Source organism: Nesterenkonia alba DSM 19423, assembly GCF_000421745.1.
GTDB classification, from domain to species: Bacteria; Actinomycetota; Actinomycetes; order Actinomycetales; family Micrococcaceae; genus Nesterenkonia; species Nesterenkonia alba.
Map to the genome: position 1 here is coordinate 43442 of NZ_ATXP01000010.1, position 17175 is coordinate 60616.

The 17175-nt window shown below is 65.1% G+C and carries 17 protein-coding genes; 8 read left to right on the forward strand and 9 right to left on the reverse strand.

Annotated features, from left to right (window positions below):
- Window positions 1-65 precede the first annotated feature (65 nt).
- Complete coding sequence (locus H578_RS14265) at window positions 66-1628, forward strand: AI-2E family transporter (RefSeq protein WP_022873265.1); 1563 nt, start codon at window positions 66-68, stop codon at window positions 1626-1628.
- On the forward strand, window positions 1625-2887 hold the full coding sequence (gene ilvA / locus H578_RS0108475; RefSeq protein ID WP_022873266.1) for a threonine ammonia-lyase: 1263 nt from the start codon (window positions 1625-1627) through the stop codon (window positions 2885-2887). Before H578_RS14265 ends, ilvA begins: the two co-directional genes overlap by 4 nt.
- 64 nt (window positions 2888-2951) lie before the next feature.
- On the opposite strand, the gene greA is transcribed toward ilvA, so the two are convergent.
- Window positions 2952-3434, reverse strand: a complete 483-nt coding sequence (gene greA / locus H578_RS0108480) for a transcription elongation factor GreA (RefSeq protein WP_022873267.1) — start codon at window positions 3432-3434, stop codon at window positions 2952-2954.
- Between the two features lie 162 nt (window positions 3435-3596).
- On the reverse strand, window positions 3597-4016 hold the full coding sequence (locus H578_RS0108485) for a DUF4307 domain-containing protein (protein ID WP_022873268.1): 420 nt from the start codon (window positions 4014-4016) through the stop codon (window positions 3597-3599).
- Between the two features lie 178 nt (window positions 4017-4194).
- On the opposite strand from H578_RS0108485, the gene mca reads away from it, so the two are divergent.
- Together mca and H578_RS14275 are read left to right on the forward strand one after the other, a co-directional pair.
- Complete coding sequence (gene mca / locus H578_RS14270) at window positions 4195-5145, forward strand: mycothiol conjugate amidase Mca (RefSeq protein ID WP_051130843.1); 951 nt, start codon at window positions 4195-4197, stop codon at window positions 5143-5145.
- A gap of 12 nt (window positions 5146-5157) precedes the next feature.
- Complete coding sequence (locus tag H578_RS14275; RefSeq protein WP_022873270.1) at window positions 5158-5538, forward strand: hypothetical protein; 381 nt, start codon at window positions 5158-5160, stop codon at window positions 5536-5538.
- Between the two features lie 39 nt (window positions 5539-5577).
- Here H578_RS14275 and H578_RS0108500 read toward each other — a convergent pair whose 3' ends face one another.
- Complete coding sequence (locus tag H578_RS0108500; protein ID WP_022873271.1) at window positions 5578-6177, reverse strand: hypothetical protein; 600 nt, start codon at window positions 6175-6177, stop codon at window positions 5578-5580.
- A gap of 52 nt (window positions 6178-6229) precedes the next feature.
- Between H578_RS0108500 and H578_RS14280 the strand changes: the two genes are divergently transcribed.
- Window positions 6230-8632, forward strand: a complete 2403-nt coding sequence (locus H578_RS14280) for a thioredoxin domain-containing protein (RefSeq protein ID WP_022873272.1) — start codon at window positions 6230-6232, stop codon at window positions 8630-8632.
- Window positions 8633-8645: 13 nt separating this feature from the next.
- On the opposite strand, the gene trhA is transcribed toward H578_RS14280, so the two are convergent.
- Window positions 8646-9356, reverse strand: coding sequence for a PAQR family membrane homeostasis protein TrhA (trhA, locus tag H578_RS0108510; RefSeq protein ID WP_022873273.1), 711 nt, complete (start codon window positions 9354-9356; stop codon window positions 8646-8648).
- A 122-nt stretch (window positions 9357-9478) separates the two neighbouring features.
- On the opposite strand from trhA, the gene uppS reads away from it, so the two are divergent.
- On the forward strand, window positions 9479-10354 hold the full coding sequence (gene uppS, locus H578_RS0108515) for a polyprenyl diphosphate synthase (RefSeq protein ID WP_028464101.1): 876 nt from the start codon (window positions 9479-9481) through the stop codon (window positions 10352-10354).
- 338 nt (window positions 10355-10692) lie between these two features.
- Window positions 10693-12180 carry an RNA 5'-3' helicase PhoH2 gene (gene phoH2, locus H578_RS0108520; protein ID WP_084710114.1) on the forward strand — a complete coding sequence of 496 codons (1488 nt, stop codon included), beginning with the start codon at window positions 10693-10695 and terminating at the stop codon, window positions 12178-12180.
- Between the two features lie 30 nt (window positions 12181-12210).
- Here the strand turns inward: phoH2 and H578_RS0108525 are convergent, their stop codons facing one another.
- Complete coding sequence (locus H578_RS0108525) at window positions 12211-12909, reverse strand: rhomboid family intramembrane serine protease (RefSeq protein ID WP_022873276.1); 699 nt, start codon at window positions 12907-12909, stop codon at window positions 12211-12213.
- Between the two features lie 119 nt (window positions 12910-13028).
- Here H578_RS0108525 and H578_RS0108530 point away from each other — a divergent pair, with 119 nt between their 5' ends.
- The gene (locus H578_RS0108530; protein ID WP_022873277.1) at window positions 13029-14450 is read left to right on the forward strand and encodes a class II fumarate hydratase; all 1422 of its coding nucleotides are present in this window, start codon (window positions 13029-13031) and stop codon (window positions 14448-14450) included.
- A 76-nt stretch (window positions 14451-14526) separates the two neighbouring features.
- Here the strand turns inward: H578_RS0108530 and H578_RS0108535 are convergent, their stop codons facing one another.
- From H578_RS0108535 to H578_RS15640, 4 genes are all read right to left on the reverse strand, one after another.
- Window positions 14527-15018 (reverse strand): NUDIX hydrolase, encoded by a 492-nt coding sequence (locus H578_RS0108535; protein WP_022873278.1) that lies wholly within the window; start codon window positions 15016-15018, stop codon window positions 14527-14529.
- Window positions 15019-15070: 52 nt separating this feature from the next.
- Window positions 15071-15589 (reverse strand): prepilin peptidase, encoded by a 519-nt coding sequence (locus H578_RS0108540; RefSeq protein ID WP_022873279.1) that lies wholly within the window; start codon window positions 15587-15589, stop codon window positions 15071-15073.
- A 116-nt stretch (window positions 15590-15705) separates the two neighbouring features.
- Entirely contained in the window at window positions 15706-16323 is a 618-nt protein-coding gene (locus tag H578_RS0108545) for a carbonic anhydrase (protein WP_022873280.1), read from the reverse strand.
- Window positions 16313-17059, reverse strand: coding sequence for a DUF4245 domain-containing protein (locus tag H578_RS15640; RefSeq protein WP_022873281.1), 747 nt, complete (start codon window positions 17057-17059; stop codon window positions 16313-16315). The genes H578_RS0108545 and H578_RS15640 overlap by 11 nt, the downstream gene beginning before the upstream one ends.
- Window positions 17060-17175 lie beyond the last annotated feature (116 nt).

Genomic DNA, 17175 nt, shown 5'->3' on the forward strand with positions numbered 1-17175 from the left:
ATCATCCGGCGGGCCCTCTGCCGTTTTCCGCTGCTGCCCAGCTTCGACGTGGCAGGATAGACCCCATGAGCTCCTCCCAGACCCCGGAGAATGCGCCCGCGGAGGCCACGCACAGCTCAGCGACCACCTATGCTTCCGGTCAGCCGAGCGGTGACACCTCCGGGGTGCAGCCCCCGGAACCTGAGTACGCCACTCCGCGCACCGCCGAAGAACACCGCATCCAGGAAGACATCCCCTGGGGGGTGCGCATTGCCGCCGCCTGGTCCTGGCGGGTGCTGCTGATCCTGGCTGCCGCCGGGGTGGGGATCTGGCTTTTGGGCCACGTGATGCTCATTCTCATCCCGCTGATGGTGGCGGCCCTGCTCTCCACACTGCTGCGGCCGCTGCACAACGTCTTCGTCAAGCTGAAGTTCCCCCGGGTGCTGGCGGCGATGACCACGATCCTGACTTTTCTCGCCTTCGTCTTCGGGATCCTGTTTCTGGTGGGCAGTGAGATCGTCACCGGGTTCGCCGAGATGGCCGAGCAGGTTGAGGCCGGTATTTATGAGCTCATCAACTGGGCCGATGAGACCGCCCAACAGTTGGGCTTTGAGATCTCCGCCGATGAGTTCAACCAGATGCTCACTGAGGTCCAGAGTTGGTTGGAGGAAAACCAGGACGCCATTATGTCCGGGGCGGTCGGCGTCGGATCGGCGGCCACGAACTTCAGCATCGGGGCGATCCTGGTGCTGTTCACTCTCATCTTCTTCTTAGCCGACGGGCGGAAGATCTGGGACTTCATGGTCATGTTCACCCCCGGTAAGCACCGCCCAGCCATTCACGGTGCCGGGCGCCGCGGCTGGACCGCAGTGGGCACCTACATGCGGGTACAGGTCTTCGTTGCGTTCGTTGACGCCGTCGGGATCGGGATCGGGGCCTGGCTGCTCAACGTACCCCTGGCGCTGCCCATTGCCGTGCTGGTCTTCTTCGGTGGGTTCGTTCCCGTCGTCGGGGCTGTGGTCACCGGGGCGGTGGCGGTACTGCTGGCCCTGGTAGCCGAAGGGTTCATCACCGCGCTCATCATGCTCGGGGTGGTCATCCTGGTCCAGCAGATCGAATCCAATGTGCTCCAGCCCATCGTCATGGGCAAGGCGGTCAAACTGCACCCGCTGGCCGTGGTGATTGCCGTGACTGCCGGTACCTCTCTGCTGGGCATTATCGGGGCGCTGTTCGCCGTGCCGGTGCTGGCCTTCGCCAAACGTGCGACCCAGTATCTGGGCAAGGAAGAGTGGCGCGGCGACCCGGAAGCCTTGGAGATGGAGCGGCTCCAGAAGGAGGAAGCCGTGCGGCGGGCTGCGCAACGTGAAGTCATCGAAGCCGAGGAACAGGCCACACTGGCTACGCTGAAACGCCGGATCATGGAAACGGTGCCCGGGCTCAACCCTGACAAGGCGACCTCCGCCGGGGCGAAAAATGAGGCAGCGGAACCGCAGACCGAGTCTGTGCAGAGTGCGGAGTCCCCGAAGAGTTCCGAACCCGCAGACAGCGCAGCTGAAAACTCCGCAGAGCGACCACAGGTGCCGGCCCCCAAGCCGGCCACCACTGATAACGACGACGCCGATGAGACAGGAGGCCGAACGCGCCCGTGAGTGCCCAGCCCATCCCCGGTGAGGCGCTGAGCGTCCAGCTGAGCGATATCCGGGAAGCCGCCCAGCTGCTCGAAGGCGTGATCGTCCCCACCCCCTTGGAGCACTCCCGTGCCCTGGGGCGCATGCTCTCTGCCACCGTGCATCTGAAGGCGGAGAACCTCCAACGCGCCGGTTCCTTCAAAGTCCGCGGTGCTTATACCCGTATGGCCCGGCTTTCTGAGGATGAGAAGGCTCGGGGGGTCGTGGCCGCCTCTGCCGGCAACCATGCCCAGGGCGTGGCGCTGGCGGCGAAGAAACTCGGCATCACCGCGCGTATCTATATGCCCCGCGGGGCGGCCCTGCCCAAACTTGCTGCAACCCGGGACCACGGGGCCGAGGTCATCCTCCACGGCTCCAATGTCGATGAGGCCCTGGCTGAAGCCCAGCGCTACGCCGATGAGACCGGGGCGGTGTTGATCCACCCGTTTAACCACACCGACGTGGTCGCCGGCCAGGGGACCATCGGCCTGGAGATTTTCGACCAGGAGCCCGACGTCGACACCGTCATCATGGGCATCGGCGGGGGAGGCCTCCTCGCCGGTGCCGCTGTGGCGTTGAAGCAGCGCGCTGCCGAGGCTGGTCGCAGCATCCGGCTGATTGGGGTCCAGGCGGAGAATGCCGCAGCTTATCCGCCCTCACTGGCTGCTGACGCCGTCGTGCCCTTAGCCGAAGCGCGGACGATCGCTGATGGTATCGCCGTGGGGCGTCCCGGGGAGATCCCTTTCGAGATCATCAAGGAACTTGTCGACGACGTCGTCACCGTCAGTGAAGACGCCATCGCACGGGCCATCATTTTCCTCCTGGAACGGTCCAAGCTGGTGGTCGAACCCGCCGGTGCGGTTGGTGTGGCCGCGCTGATGGAGGGCAAGCTCGCTGAACTCGGTATCAAGAGTCAGAACGTCGTTGCGGTGCTCAGCGGCGGCAATATCGACCCGATGCTTATGCTGCGGGTCATCCAACACGGGCTCTCCGCCGCAGACCGGTTCCTCACGGTACGGCTGATGCTCACCGACCGGCCCGGGGAGTTGGCGATCATCTCCAAGATCATCGCCGACACCGACGCCAATGTCATCGGTGTGGACCACTCCCGCATCGGCGGGTCGCTGTCCATGGGGGATGTCTCCATTGTCATCAACATGGAGACCAAGGGCCAGGAGCACTCCGCACTGGTGCTGAACTCTCTGCGGGCCGAAGGCTACGAACCCATTGTGGAGAACTAGCGGAGGGGAGAACTAGCCGAGTGGAGACTGAGCCTTTGTGCGGAGCTCCGGGCCGGGTGCGGAGCTAGCCGGTGTAGGGCTCGGTGGAGAGGATCTCGACCTCCAGGTCGCGGCCGTTCGGGGCGGTGTAGCTGACCTTATCCCCCGGTTTGGCCCCGCTGATCGCCTCACCCATGGGCGAGGTGGGGGAGTAGACAGTGAGGTCTGAATCCCCGGCGATCTCCCGGTTTCCGAAGAGGAATTCCAGCTCGCGGCCGGCCACTTTGGCCTTGACCAACTGGCCCGGCTGCACGGTGCCATCGCCCTTGGGTGCTTCGCCGACGTAGGCGTTCTCCAGCAACTGCTCCAGGTAGCGGATGCGCGCCTCGGCTTTGCCCTGTTCCTCCTTGGCCGCGTGGTAGCCGCCGTTCTCCTTGAGGTCGCCCTCGTCCCGGGCAGAGGCGATCCGGTCAACGATCTCCTGGCGCCCCGGGCCCTTGAGGTGATCCAGCTCCGCGGACAGGCGGTCGTAGGCCTCCTGGCTCAGCCACTGGGTGTTCTCATCCATCTCGGGGGTATTCGTCGACACTGCGTGCTCCTTGGAACTTAAAGACCCCGCCGGGTGCTCCCGACGGGGCGTACGAACATTGAAATACATGCTAGGGGCAACAATCCCCAGAACTCAATGACGCCGCGGGGTTCCGCTCCTCGTGAACAGGGCGATGTCCACTCAGTCCACCAACCAGCAGGAGTCCACCACGCCGGAGACTCCCCGGTATTCGGTGAGTAAGTCCGAGCGCAGATATTGGTTACGTTCACCTGCGGTGGAGCCTTCGTGCGGACCGACGGTGACGATTTTCGCCCCCACGATGGCGTAGGAATCATCCAGCACGTGCAACATGCACTCGGCGGTGGCGTCGAAGTCCTTGGTGACTTCGAAGTCCACAGTGGCGCGGGTGTCAGAGTGGATGGTGTATCCGACGTCCTGGTACTCCAATTGCCCGGGTGCCATGCCGATGGTGAACCACACGGCCGCGGCGAAGGAAGCCGCGAGAAATCCCACAACACCCCACCGCTGGAGGTGGCGGGGAATCCGGCGCGGCGGGGCACCGTAGCGCTCGGTCAGCTGTGGGGTTTCTGTCACGGACACACGACTATTGTAGATGTCTATGCGCCGCTCTATGACCTCCCAGGATCAGCACTCCACCGGCGATACCGCCCCGGCGGATACCCAGGCCCGCGCCCACCAGCCTGCCTCTGAGGGCAGGCCTGCCCTGCAGGCTCCCTCAGCCCCGGCGGCCTCAGGATCCGGGCAACTCGGTGCCCCCATGCTCACCCGCACAGTACCCACCTCGGTGCCGGACTCGCGCGGGTTGCGGTTGTTGGCGGTCCACGCCCACCCGGATGATGAATCCTCCAAAGGTGCGGCGATGATGGCCGCCTATGCTGATGCCGGGGCTGAGGTGCTGGTGGCTACGGCCACCGGGGGCGAGTCCGGGGACCTGCTCAACCCTGCAGCAGGAGAGATCCACCAGTGTCACCGGGACCTGCCCGGAGTGCGTCGGATGGAGATGGCCACGGCCGCGCAGCTGCTGGGGATCGAGCACGTCTGGTTGGGGTTCGTTGACTCCGGACTGCCTGAAGGGGATCCCGCCCCGCCGCTGCCTTTTGGGAGTTTCGCGACCCTGGAGGTCGATCATGCGGCTGCACCGCTGGTGAGGCTCATCCGGCGGTTTCGCCCGCATGTGGTTACCTGCTATGACGAATCCGGGGGTTATCCCCATCCCGACCATATTCAGACCCACCGCATCACCGTGGAGGCCTACCATGCCGCGGGCGATCCCGCCCGCTACCCGGACATCGGTGAACCGTGGCAGCCGCAGAAGCTCTACTATGATCGCGCCTTCAACCCCGCCCGTTTCCGTGCTCTGCACGAAGCACTGGTGGCCCGCGGGCTCGAGTCCCCTTATGCCGACCGTCTGGCCCGCTACGACGAGGGCGAGCGCCCCAGTTGGGTGACTGACCATGAGGTGACCACCCAGGTGCCGATCGGTGAGTACCTCGAAGCCCGGGATGCCGCCCTGCGCGCCCACCGCACCCAGGTTGAACCCGATGGGTTCTTCTTCGCCACACCCAATGATTTCCTCCGGGAGATTTGGCCGTATGACGACTTTGTCCTCGCCCACTCCAGGGTGGAAACCCGCCTGCCGGAGTACGACCTTTTCGCCGGGGTGCGTGAGCAGGTCGACGATGCCGCATCCGATGCTACGACCGCGTAGAATAGGCGCATCATGGACTTTTTCAGCACGGTGATGACCCAGTGGTGGCCCGGGGGAGGCGGCGGCGAAACCCCCGACCTCATGCCCGGCCTTGACGAGTCGGACATCACCCCCGGTATTGCCGGGTTCCTCTTCACCGCGCTGATGGTCGGGCTGCTTATTCTGGTGGTCCGGGATTTGGCCAAACGTGTGCGGCGCATGAAGTACCGCAGCCAGGTGGAAGCCGAGCTCAATGGCGAAGAGCCTGAGTTCCCCGGGGAAATTACCCCGGCCGGTATCTCCGAGGCCCAGCAGCGTGCCCGGGATGCCGCCTACCAGTCGCGTTTCGGACCCGCTGAGGAAACCCACGACGCCGGCGAGTCACTCGATCACGAGCCAGAACCCCGCCCTTAACCCTTAACGCCCCTGAGACGCCCTGAGCCGAATCCGGCGTCACCTTTGTATGGGGTGTGAGTCGAATGGTGGCGGTAAAGCGCTGCGCTGGTGTACCGACTGCAGCCAGGCGGCAAACTGCCGGCGATCTCCCTGCAGCGCCTGCGGTAGCTCCACCCAGCCGGAGTGTTGGGCGGATGCGCCCTTCACGGTGCCGCGTGGCAGGCCTAACCGTGGGGCGGCTCCCGGCTGTAGATGCAACCGAATACTGGTGGAGGAGTCTTCTTCAGTGGCCAACTCCACCCAGTGGATCTCCGGCCAGGGCAGGTGCACCGGTGGTTTCCGGGCGCTACCGTAAGGGACTTCCACACCCTGCCAGCTCACGCGGACCCCGGCCCGCGGGCGGGCCCACAGCAAGAACATTACGACTCCGAAAAGCGCAGCGGCGGCTACCAGGTAGCCGAACTGCACCACCAGAGCCGCACTCCAACTCGCCACGGTGAGGAATCCACCGAAGAGCCCGCCGCACAGCACACAGGAGGCCGCGGCCTTGCGTGCCGGGGACCCGGGCAACAGGGTGGACCCGGTCTGCTGTAGCGAGGCCTCCCACCGGTTGCGGGCCTGCGGCCACCCCTGCCACGGCTGTGCGGTATTGCTCACAAGGCCAGCCTAAGCCGAGCGCGTACCCAGCCCGGGCCGTTACCGTGGTGACATGGGTGAACGTCTCCGTTCCGCACAGTCGGCCTACCTCCGTCAGCACGCTGATAACCCTGTGGACTGGTGGCCCTGGGGCCCAGAACCCTTCGAGGAAGCCCGTCGACGCGATGTGCCGGTGTTCATCTCCATTGGCTACGCCGCCTGCCACTGGTGTCACGTCATGGCCGGGGAGTCCTTCGACGACGCCGCCACCGCTGAGTTGCTCAATGAGCAGTTCGTCAGCGTGAAAGTCGACCGGGAGGAACACCCTGACGTCGATGACACCTACATGGCCGCCGTCCAAGCGATGACCGGGCACGGCGGCTGGCCGATGAGTATCTTCACTCTGCCTGACGGGCGGGTTTTCCACGCCGGCACCTACTACCCGCCGCGCCGCACCGGGCAGGTTCCCTCCTTCACGGAGGTATTGCAGGCGGTGACTGAGGCGTGGCAGCAGCGCCGCGACCAGGTGGAAGACCAGGCGGGGCGCGTCGCCGAGGCCCTGGGCTCCCAACGGCGCCAACAGTCCCAGCTGGCCACTGTGGTCACCACCGACGCCACCGCCGAGGTCGGGATCACAGCCGCCAGCTACGCCGAGCTCACCGAGCAGACATTGGCCACCCTGGCGGAGCAAGAAGACACCGCCGGCGGCGGGTTCGGCACCGCCCCGAAATTTCCGCCCTCACCGCTGTTGGGCTGGCTGCTGGAAGAATCCGCCTGGAATCCAGACTCCCCGGCAGGCGGACTGGCCGTACGCACCATGGAAACCATGGCGCGTTCGGCCCTGTTCGACCACGTCGAAGGCGGCTTCGCCCGGTACGCCACGGACCGCAACTGGCGCCTGCCGCACTTCGAGAAGATGCTCTATGACAACGCCCAACTGCTGGGCCATTACGCCCGCCTCTGCGTGCACCCGGCGGCCAACCAGGCCCAACGGGACCAGGCGGCAGCGGTGACCACCGCAACGATCGACTGGCTACAGCGCCGCATGGTGCTGGACTCCGGTCTGCTGGCCTCCAGCTTGGACGCCGATACCGTCTACCCCGACGGCACCCACGTCGAAGGCGGGACCTACCTCTTCAGCGATGAGGAGATGCTCCACGCGGCCGGAGACGCCGGCCTGGACAGCGCCCAAGCCGAGCAGCTACTCCGGCTCAACCGAGGAGTCCCGGCCGATGAACACGCCGTCGCCTCCGGAGCCCCGCTGAACATCACCGCCGCTACCCCGCGCACCCTGCACTTTGATGCCCTCTTCAGCCCAGAGGAGCGTCAGCTGTGGGAACGTGTGGTGCCTCAGTTGCGGCGTCGTCGTGCCCACCGGCCCCAGCCGGCCCGTGATGAGAAAGTCGTCGCCGCCTGGAACGCCCAGGCCATCCGGTCTCTGGCCGAGGTCTCTATGCTCTGCAGCGAGTCGGAGGCACTCGATTTTGCTCTCCAGCTGGCCGAACGCCTCTGGGAGGTGCATGTGGTCAGCGACGACCTCGGTGCCAGGGTGTACCGAACCTCCTATGACGGGCAGCGCGGGGCGGGGCTCGGGACCCTGGCCGACCACGCCGAGGTCGCCTCCGCTTGCTTCGCCCTGGTGTCCGCCGGCGCGGACCAGCGGTGGCTGCAGCGGGGTCGTGCTGTGCTCAGCTTCGCCTGCCACCGGGCGGTGGACTACGGTACTGGACACAGCTCTGCAGCGGGATCCTGGACCCTCAAAGACAGTTTGGAGGATTCGCCGGTACTCACCACGGCCCAGGCCGGACCCGCCCATGCCAGCCCCTTCGACGGTCCGGAACCCAGTGGGATCGCAGCTTTCGCCGTGGCCCTGCAGACCGCAGAAGCCTACGAGCTCGCTGAGACACTCCCGCCGGTGGTGCCTGTGCCCAGGGGGGAAGAAGAGCCGGTCAGTGCCGAGCCGCACAAGAGCGGCCAGAAGGGGAACACCGCACTGCGGGAACCCTTGCGGGCTGCCGCTGTGCTGAAGCATGTGCCCGTCGTCGCTCCCAAAGCACCCCAGGCTGCGGGAGCCTCCCTGGTGGCCGCAGCCCGCATCGCCCGGAAATCCCCGGCATTGCGGGTGTTCACCGCCTCAGCCGAAGACCTCGCCCAGATCCGCCGTGCTGCCGCGCTGCATGGGGTCCCGGTGGAACCATTCACCGAAGAGACCAGTCCGCACCGAACCGGTGACGACCTCACCGACCAGCACCTCACCGACCAGCACCTCACCGACCAGCACCGACTCGATCAGCATCGACCCGAGCAGCACCGTCCCGAGCAGCACCGCCCCGGCCCGCAGGGCAACGGTGAGGAGGGGACTGCCCTGCGGCCGCTGCGAGTCTCAGTGTGCCTCAACGGCGTCGGTGCCATGGTCTGCCTGCCACCGGTGGGCAGCGCGGATGAGGCCTTGGAGAGCATCCGTCCGCGGACCTGAAAACCCAGGCGGTTCACTGGGCCAGGAGTCCGAGCACGATCGCCGCATAGTGCAGTCCGAAACCCACCAGGGTGCAGGCATGGAAGAGTTCGTGGAAACCGAACCATTCCACCGAAACGTTGGGGCGTTTCAACGCGTAGAACACCGCGCCGGTGACATAGGCGGCACCGCCGGCGCAGATCAGCACGGCTGCCAGCACATCGGCGGTGAAGAAGTCCCCGATGAACACCAGTGCGGAGAGCCCCAGGACCACATACACCAGTGTGGAAAGCCACCGTGGGGCGGTGGTCCACACCAGCCGGAAGATCACCCCGCCCAGTGCGCCGGCCCAGACCCCGGAGAGCAGGATCGTCGCCTGGGGATCTGGCAGCAGCGCCAGAGTCAATGGGGTATAGGTGCCGGCGATCAACAGCATGATGTTGGTGTGGTCGACTCGTTTGAGCAGCATCTTGCGCGCCGGGGACCAGCGGCCCAGGTGGTACACCGCTGAGACGCTGAACAGTAACACCCCGGTCACCGCGTAGATCGCACTGGCCACTCGGAGGGTGGCGGTGGGAGCCAGGAGGATCACCACGACACCGGCGATGAGCGCGGCCGGAACCATGCCGGCATGCAGCCACCCCCGCAGCTTCGGTTTCCACGGCAGGTCCGGATCGGCGAGCCGCTCCGCAGGAGCCACACCTGTCACCGGCTGCTGCACTGGCTGATCGTGGTGCTCGTTCATGCCCTCCAGTTTAAGTGACCGGTCGGTAACCTGCGGAGGGTGCCGCAGCCTTCAGGAGGGCTTGTGTAGGGTTGGGCCGGGTCATCACCCGGGCCCGCGCACCGGCAGCACACGGAGGTCAGGTGAATCTGAAGGATCTCGCCTACACCGCTTACCAGCGGCGGCTGCAGCGCGCCCTGCCACCGGATCGGATCCCTGAACACATCGGCGTCGTCGTGGACGGAAACCGCCGCTGGGCCAAACTTGCCGGTGCCCAAACCGCCGATGGGCATCTCGCCGGCGCACACAAGATCGTCGAATTCATCGGATGGTGTGCCGACCTGGGGATCCCCACGGTGACGCTTTACATGCTCTCCACCGACAATATGAACCGTTCCGATGAGGAGCTTGATGCCCTCATGGAGATCATCGGCGATACGCTCGACCGCCTCGCTGAATCTCGCCCCGGTGGCCGGCCCGTGAGAGTGCACCCGGTTGGTCAGCCCGAGCTCCTCCCGGAGTCCCTCGCCTCCCGACTCCGGGCGCTCGATGCCGGCACTGAGTCGACGGAATCGGCTGCCGAGGACCCCTCTGACGGCGTCGTGTCCACAGCTACCGGTTCGATCCGGCGCATCGCTGCGAAAGTCAGTGGCCGTACCCCGGCAGAGACCCCGGGTGTCCACGTCAATGTCGCCGTCGGTTACGGGGGGCGCCAGGAGATCGTTGACGCAGTCAAAGCGCTCCTGCGTGATGCTGAAGCCGCCGGACGCAGTCTCAGCGATGTGGCCGAGGAACTGACTCCCGGGTCGATCTCCCGTTGGCTCTACACCCGGGGGCAGCCCGACCCGGACCTCATCACCCGTACCTCCGGGGAGCAGCGACTCTCCGGGTTCCTCATGTGGCAGTCGGCTTACTCCGAGTTCTACTTCGCCGAGGCACTGTGGCCCGACTTCCGGCGCGTGGACTTCTTACGCGCACTGCGGGACTACGCGAACCGACAACGACGATTCGGAAGCTGACCCCCAGGGGCCAGCCCCGCCTCAACAGGCACCCGCACCACGTAGCCGGCTCGCCGGTGCCACGCTGTGAGGCTGCGTGTCACATGAAGTTCACACAGATGTCACCTTGTGTTCCGTGTGTCACGCCTGCCCGCTGCCCGCCGAGGCCTACATTGGGAGTGTCAGTTCACTGACCGGAAGGCCCAGCCAGCGCATGCCACACCGCTATAGGGGCCGGTTCGGTCCCTGGGCACGTAGCTACAGGGCCAACCGACCACCGTCCGATCATCGATGCGGGAACACACCGGGTCCTGCAGCCGAGGAGTCCGACGACGTCGACGACTTCGATATTGGGGAAGATGTCGAAGCCGACGCCGCACTGGACTACTGCGCTGCGGGGCCTTTTGAGTCCCCGGTCTGGAGAAACTGTGGCCGCCATCAACTCCGCACCCGCTGTTACCACTGACCTTGACACCACTCTGGCCGCCGAGGTCAACCAGAAATCCTATGTGCTCGACACCTCCGTGCTGTTGTCTGATCCCAAAGCCGTGCTGCGGTTCGCTGAGCATGAGGTCATCATCCCCATCGTGGTGATCTCCGAGCTGGAGAAGAAACGCCACGACTCGGAACTGGGCTACTACGCCCGATCCGCGCTGCGTCTGCTCGACGAACTACGTACCCGCTACGGTGCACTGAACCAGCCCATCCCGTTGAACGACGACGGTGGGCACCTGCTGGTGGAACTGAACCACATCGACCAGCAGGTCCTGCCCGCTGGGTTCCGCGGCCAGGACAACGACGCGCGGATTCTCGCCGTGGCCAAAAGTTTCGCCGATGAGGGCCGGGCAGTGACCGTGGTCTCGAAGGACCTGCCGATGCGGGTCAAAGCCTCCGCCATGGGGCTTGCCGCTGATGAGTACCGCAATGAGTGGGTCACCGACTCCGGGTGGACCGGTATGGCTGAAGTTGCCGCCACTGAAGAGCAGGTGGCCGAGCTCTACGACGGCGAACGGATCGAGCTCGACGCCGCCGATCACGACCGGCACACTGCTGGCCCAGTGACCTCACTGTTGTCCCCGGCCAGTGTGGCGGCGTTGCCCACCAATACCGGGCTGGTGATCTCCTCCGGGCATGGTTCGGCCCTCGGACGGGTGAAGATCGACGCCACGAGTACTAAATACGTTCAGGTGGTCCGCGGTGACCGGGAAGTCTTCGGTCTCCACGGACGTTCGGCCGAACAGCGCCTGGCCATCGACATGCTCATGGACCGGGAGATCGGCATTGTCTCCATGGGAGGCCGTGCCGGCACCGGAAAGTCCGCTCTGGCCCTGTGTGCCGGACTGGAAGCAGTCCTGGAGCGCCGCGAGCATAAGAAGATCATTGTCTTTAGGCCCCTCTACGCCGTCGGCGGCCAGGACTTGGGGTATCTGCCTGGCACGGAGGCGGAGAAGATGAACCCCTGGGGTCAGGCCGTCTATGACACCCTCGGGGCACTGGTCAGTGAGAACGTGCTCGAGGAGATCATGGCCCGCGGGCTGCTGGAGGTGCTGCCACTGACCCACATTCGTGGCCGTTCCCTGCATGACGCCTGGGTCATCGTCGATGAAGCCCAATCCCTGGAGAAGAACGTGCTGCTGACGGTGATGTCCCGGATGGGGCAGAACTCGAAGATCGTGCTCACCCACGATGTGGCCCAACGCGACAACCTACGAGTGGGTCGGCACGACGGCGTCGGCGCAGTGGTGGAGATCCTCAAGGGCAACCCGCTCTTTGGGCACATCACCTTGACCCGCTCGGAGCGCAGCCGGATCGCCGCCCTGGTGACCGAACTGCTCGAAGAAGGCTGAACAGCTCCACAGGCCACGGGACAGGACGGTTTAGGTGTTGGCTGGGTCGGTGCGACGGCGCCGGCCCAGCCGGCCGGTATGAAACAGGGCGACGACGACGCCGGCCACCGCCCCTGAGAGGTGCCCGGTCCAGGAGACCCCACTGTTGCCCACCGGCAGCATGCCAAAGAGCATGGACAGCCCGTAGAAGAAGGTGACGAACACGGCGAAGACGATCGCCAGCAGCCGGCGCGAGAGGATGCCGTAGACCACCAGGAACGCGGCGAAACCGTAGATCACCCCGGAGGCGCCGATGTGTAACCCACCGGCAGTGCCGTCCGGTCGCAGGGTCCACGGGGTGCCGATGATCCACAGGATCAGCCCGGAGAGCAGCCAAATCATCACCATGATGGAGGGGAACCGCCGGGTCAACAGGGAAACCATCCCCCCGAGGACCAGCCAGGAGAAGGTGTTCCCCACAATGTGGCTGAAGCTCAGTGTGTGCACCAGCCCGCCGTGCAGCAACGGCATGAAGAGGACCCCACTGAGCCCATCGAGGCTGCGCGGACGCAACCCGAAGTTCACGTTGAGCCAGTTGCCGGTCAGGCCGTTGAGGATGAACACCAGCCACATCGCCGCCAGCGGGATCACCACCGGTAGGAATGTCCGCCAAAACGTGCGTTTCAAGTCCCCGCTGATGGAGCGCCAGTCGTCGTTGGGACTCTCGGGCGGCTGCAGGAAGGCGGACATGACACCAGGGTATCGGCCTCAGGGGAGCACCGAACCCTGAAACGTCCCTGATCTGTCCCGGATCGGCGTCGTCGTCACGTGTCTGTCATCTACGTGACCCTGTTCATAGAATGAGGGCTATGACTGAGACTTCAGCTGAGACCGAATACCGTATCGAGCGCGACACCATGGGTGAGGTAAAGGTGCCTGCCCATGCCCTCTACCGTGCCCAAACCCAGCGTGCGGTGGAGAACTTCCCGATCTCCGGCCGGACCCTGGAACGGGCTCACATTGAGGCGCTGGCCCGGGTGAAGAAAGCTGCGGCCAAGGCCAACGCTGAGCTCGGGGTACTCGACGCCGAACTGGCCGAGGCCATCGTCACCGCCGCCGAACAGGTGGAATCCGGGGAGCTCGACGAGCACTTCCCCGTCGATGTGTTCCAGACCGGCTCCGGGACCAGCTCCAATATGAACACCAACGAGGTGCTCGCCACGTTGGCCAACCAGTACCTCAAGCACAAGGGCGCCGAAGGGGAGGTCCACCCCAACGACCACGTCAACGCCTCCCAGTCCTCCAATGACGTCTTCCCCACCAGTGTGCATGTGGCCGCCACTGGTGCCCTCATCAACGATCTCAAACCCGCTCTGGCGTACCTGGCCGAGGCTCTTGAGGACAAAGCCGGTGAATTCGCCAGTATCGTGAAATCCGGGCGTACCCACTTAATGGACGCCACTCCGGTGACCCTGGGGCAGGAGTTCTCCGGATACGCCGCTCAGGTGCGCTACGGGATTGAACGCATCGATGCCGCCCTACCGCGGGTGGCGGAAGTTCCCCTGGGCGGTACCGCAGTTGGTACCGGCATCAACACCCCGTTGGGTTTCGCTGAGAAAGCCATCGCTCACCTGGCTGAAGACACCGGCCTGCCGTTGACCGAGGCCCGTGACCACTTTGAGGCCCAGGCCAACCGGGACGGGCTTGTTGAAGCCTCCGGGCAGCTGCGGACTATCGCGTACTCGCTGATGAAGATCAACAACGACCTGCGCTGGATGGGCTCAGGTCCCAACACCGGGCTGGGCGAGCTGGCCATCCCCGACCTGCAGCCTGGTTCCTCCATCATGCCCGGCAAGGTCAACCCGGTGATCTGCGAGTCCGCGATCCAGGTCTGCGCCCAAGTCATCGGCAATGACACCACCGTGGCGCTGTCCTCCACCAACGGTGCCTTCGAGCTCAATGTGGGTATCCCTGTCATGGCGCAGAACCTGCTGGAATCCATCCGCCTGCTGACCAATACCTCCCGGGTCATGGCGGACAAGATGATTAAGGGACTCACCGCCAATGAGGAACGCTGCGCCTTCCTCGCCGGAGCATCCCCCTCGGTAGTGACGCCGCTGAACAAGTACATCGGATACGAGGCGGCCGCTGAGATCGCCAAGCACGCGGTGAAGAATAAGAAGACCGTGCGTGACGCCGTCGTCGAACTCGGCTACCTGGAGCGTGGTGAACTGACCGAAGAGCAGTTGGACAAAGCGCTCGACGTGATGGACATGACCCATCCCGGCTGAGTGCAGCTTTTTCATCACCTGATGTACACCGCCTCACGCGATCGCGTGATGAACCGTACATCAGGTGATGAAAAGCCTAGAAGCGAGTGGGGGCGTTGGTCTCCACAGCCCAGAGGATGCGTTCGCGGTGCTGGGAGGTGAACGGTTCGGGCAGGGCATCAACCGGGAACCAGCCGACCTCGGTGGACTCATCATCGCCGATGTGCGCCGCGCCGGAGACATACTCCATTTCAAAGGCGATGTCGACGAACTGGCACCGGTCGCCGTTGGGGTAGACCACGAGCCCGTGATCGGACACTGCGGTGACGCGCACGGGTCGCGCCTGGACCCCGGTCTCCTCGGCCACTTCCCGCACTGCGGCCTGTGCGGGGGACTCGCCGGGTTCCATGATCCCAGAGGTGGCACCCCAGTCGCCGTTATCGGCCCGGCGCACCAACAGCACTTCCGCCGTGGGTAGACGGACCCCCTCAGTCTCGCGACGGAGCACCACGGCAGTCACTGCCGGCAGCAGCAGCTCTTTGGTTCCGATGTCGCGGCGTAGTTCTCTGATGAAATCCGGGGTAGCCATGCGTATCACCCTACGGGAGCAGGCGGGAGGCAGAACCGACCAGGGTGGTCGGTCAGGAGCCGAACACTAGCGCCAGGGCAGTGCCGAGGATGAGAAAGGGCCCGAACGGGATATTGGTCCGCCGCGAGGCCCGTCCGGTGAGCACCAACACCACTGCGGTCACCCCGCCGAGCACGAAAGAGAGCAACACTGCAGCGGCGAACGCCTCCCATCCCAGGAACCCGGCGTGCATCCCGAGCACGACGGCGAGTTTCGCATCCCCCATCCCCACCGACGGGGGATGCAACAGCCGGATCCCCAGGAAGAGCCCTCCCCAGATCAATCCCGCCAGCACCGCCCGGCCCAGTCCTGGTAAGTCACTGAGCAGCAGCGTGACCAGCATGAGCAGCCCTGCGGTGATCCCCGCCCAGGGGTAGACGATTCGGTTGGGCAACCGATGCTCCTTGGCATCGATGAACGCCAAGGCGGTGCCGCAGACCGCGAACACCGCCCCGCCGACGAGCAGGAGCAGACCAGCGGCGATCTGCGCCGGTGAACCTGAGGTAATGAGATCTCCGATGAGCGGAATCACAGCTCCAGCTTAAAAACCCACATGCAGCGAGGAAAACCGACCCCGGCTCGCTTGTGGAAAACCACCCTGGTGTGCCGTCGGAGAGCACGACCCAAAAAGTTTAAGACCCGCCGTGGTTACAGATCACCGATGGTGGTGACCGGATCCGCCCGGCCCTCAGCCAAACGGTAGGTCACCCCGACCACGGCGGTTCGTCCGGTCTCCACCGCCTCGTGCAGCACCCGGGAATGGTTTGTCAGCCGAGCCGCAGTCTGCTTGACGTGCTCCTCCACGGTGAGGTTGACCTCCTCGATACCGGCCCGCTGGGCCGCCAAGACCGAAGGAAGGATCCGCTCCACCAGCCCGCGGACATAACCCTCCGGCATGTCACCGCTGCGAGCGGACTCCACCGCTGCGGTGACCGCGCCGCAGGAATCATGCCCCAGCACCACGATCAACGGAACACGCAGCGACTCCACACTGAATTCCAAAGACCCAAGTACGGCGTCGTCGATGACCTGCCCCGCGGTGCGCACCACGAACACATCACCTAACCCCACATCGAAGATGATCTCCGCGGCGAGCCGAGAATCCGAGCAGCCAAAGATCACCGCCATCGGGTTCTGCGACTCAGTCAACGACGAACGCCGCGCGGCGTTTTGGTTCGGGTGGGCCACATCGCCGGAGACAAACCGGGCGTTGCCTTCCCGCAGCAACTGCCAGGCTTCGGCTGGGGTGGGCTGTTTAGGGCTCATCGTGCTCGATCTCCTCCCCGATGGCAGCGATGATCGCCTCCATCGCCTGGTCGAACTCGCCGTCCTCGGCGTCCCCGCGCACCACCACAGTGGTGCCGTCGATGCTGTTTTCCTCTGCTTCCAGCACGTAGTAGCGTCGCCCGTCCTGTTCGCGCGTTTCGAACTGAAGCCCCTCGATCGTCGCCGACCCGGTGGTTGGTGCCTGCTCGGTTTCCTCATTGACCCAGGCGGGGTTGGCCTCATCGGTCTGCGCGAAGCCGATGAAGTCCACCGCCTCAGTGGTGTACCCGACCTCCCAGACATCCACGCCGAACTCCGCGCGGGTCTCCCACCGAGCGTAATTGGCGGTCCAGCCCTCCGGCACATCGGGGGCGATGGGGGCGAACTCCGCAGCCGAAGCCGTCCACACCGCAGCCTCGTGGACGTCTTCGTCGCGCTGGAACTGGACATCGGGCTCGGGATTCATAAACCACAGCACCGCGAGCAGTCCGGTCAGTACCGCCATGGTGAGGATCATCCCCATCATCGGGGTGGTCAGGCGCTTGGCCTGGGACTCGGTCAGCTGCACTTTCGGCTGCTCGTCCTCCGCGGGGCCGTCGGTGGCCTGCTGCGCTGCGGAATCACCCTGGGGGGCAGTGTTCTGCGTGGGTGTGGGGCGGCTCGCCACCTCGGCGTTCTCCGTCTGGGCAGGGTCAGTCTGCGGGGTGTCCGGGGTCTCAGTGGGCCTGTCTGTCACGGCAGCTATTCTCTCATCACCGCGCAGAACCCCGCCGCAGACCCCCGGGCGATATGCTGGCCCCAAGCCTGACGAGGATGTCGGGTTGGTATCCGAGACACGTGAGGGACTGCAGA

Coding starts and splice junctions, on each gene's coding strand:
- H578_RS14265 (WP_022873265.1), top strand. CDS start 66: ATGAGCTCCTCCCAGACCCCGGAGAATGCGCCCGCGGAGGCCACGCAC.
- greA (WP_022873267.1), bottom strand. CDS start 3,434: ATGGATGAGAACACCCAGTGGCTGAGCCAGGAGGCCTACGACCGCCTG.
- mca (WP_051130843.1), top strand. CDS start 4,195: ATGCTCACCCGCACAGTACCCACCTCGGTGCCGGACTCGCGCGGGTTG.
- H578_RS14275 (WP_022873270.1), top strand. CDS start 5,158: ATGGACTTTTTCAGCACGGTGATGACCCAGTGGTGGCCCGGGGGAGGC.
- H578_RS14280 (WP_022873272.1), top strand. CDS start 6,230: ATGGGTGAACGTCTCCGTTCCGCACAGTCGGCCTACCTCCGTCAGCAC.
- trhA (WP_022873273.1), bottom strand. CDS start 9,356: ATGAACGAGCACCACGATCAGCCAGTGCAGCAGCCGGTGACAGGTGTG.
- phoH2 (WP_084710114.1), top strand. CDS start 10,693: ATGTCGAAGCCGACGCCGCACTGGACTACTGCGCTGCGGGGCCTTTTG.
- H578_RS0108525 (WP_022873276.1), bottom strand. CDS start 12,909: ATGTCCGCCTTCCTGCAGCCGCCCGAGAGTCCCAACGACGACTGGCGC.
- H578_RS0108530 (WP_022873277.1), top strand. CDS start 13,029: ATGACTGAGACTTCAGCTGAGACCGAATACCGTATCGAGCGCGACACC.
- H578_RS0108535 (WP_022873278.1), bottom strand. CDS start 15,018: ATGGCTACCCCGGATTTCATCAGAGAACTACGCCGCGACATCGGAACC.
- H578_RS0108545 (WP_022873280.1), bottom strand. CDS start 16,323: ATGAGCCCTAAACAGCCCACCCCAGCCGAAGCCTGGCAGTTGCTGCGG.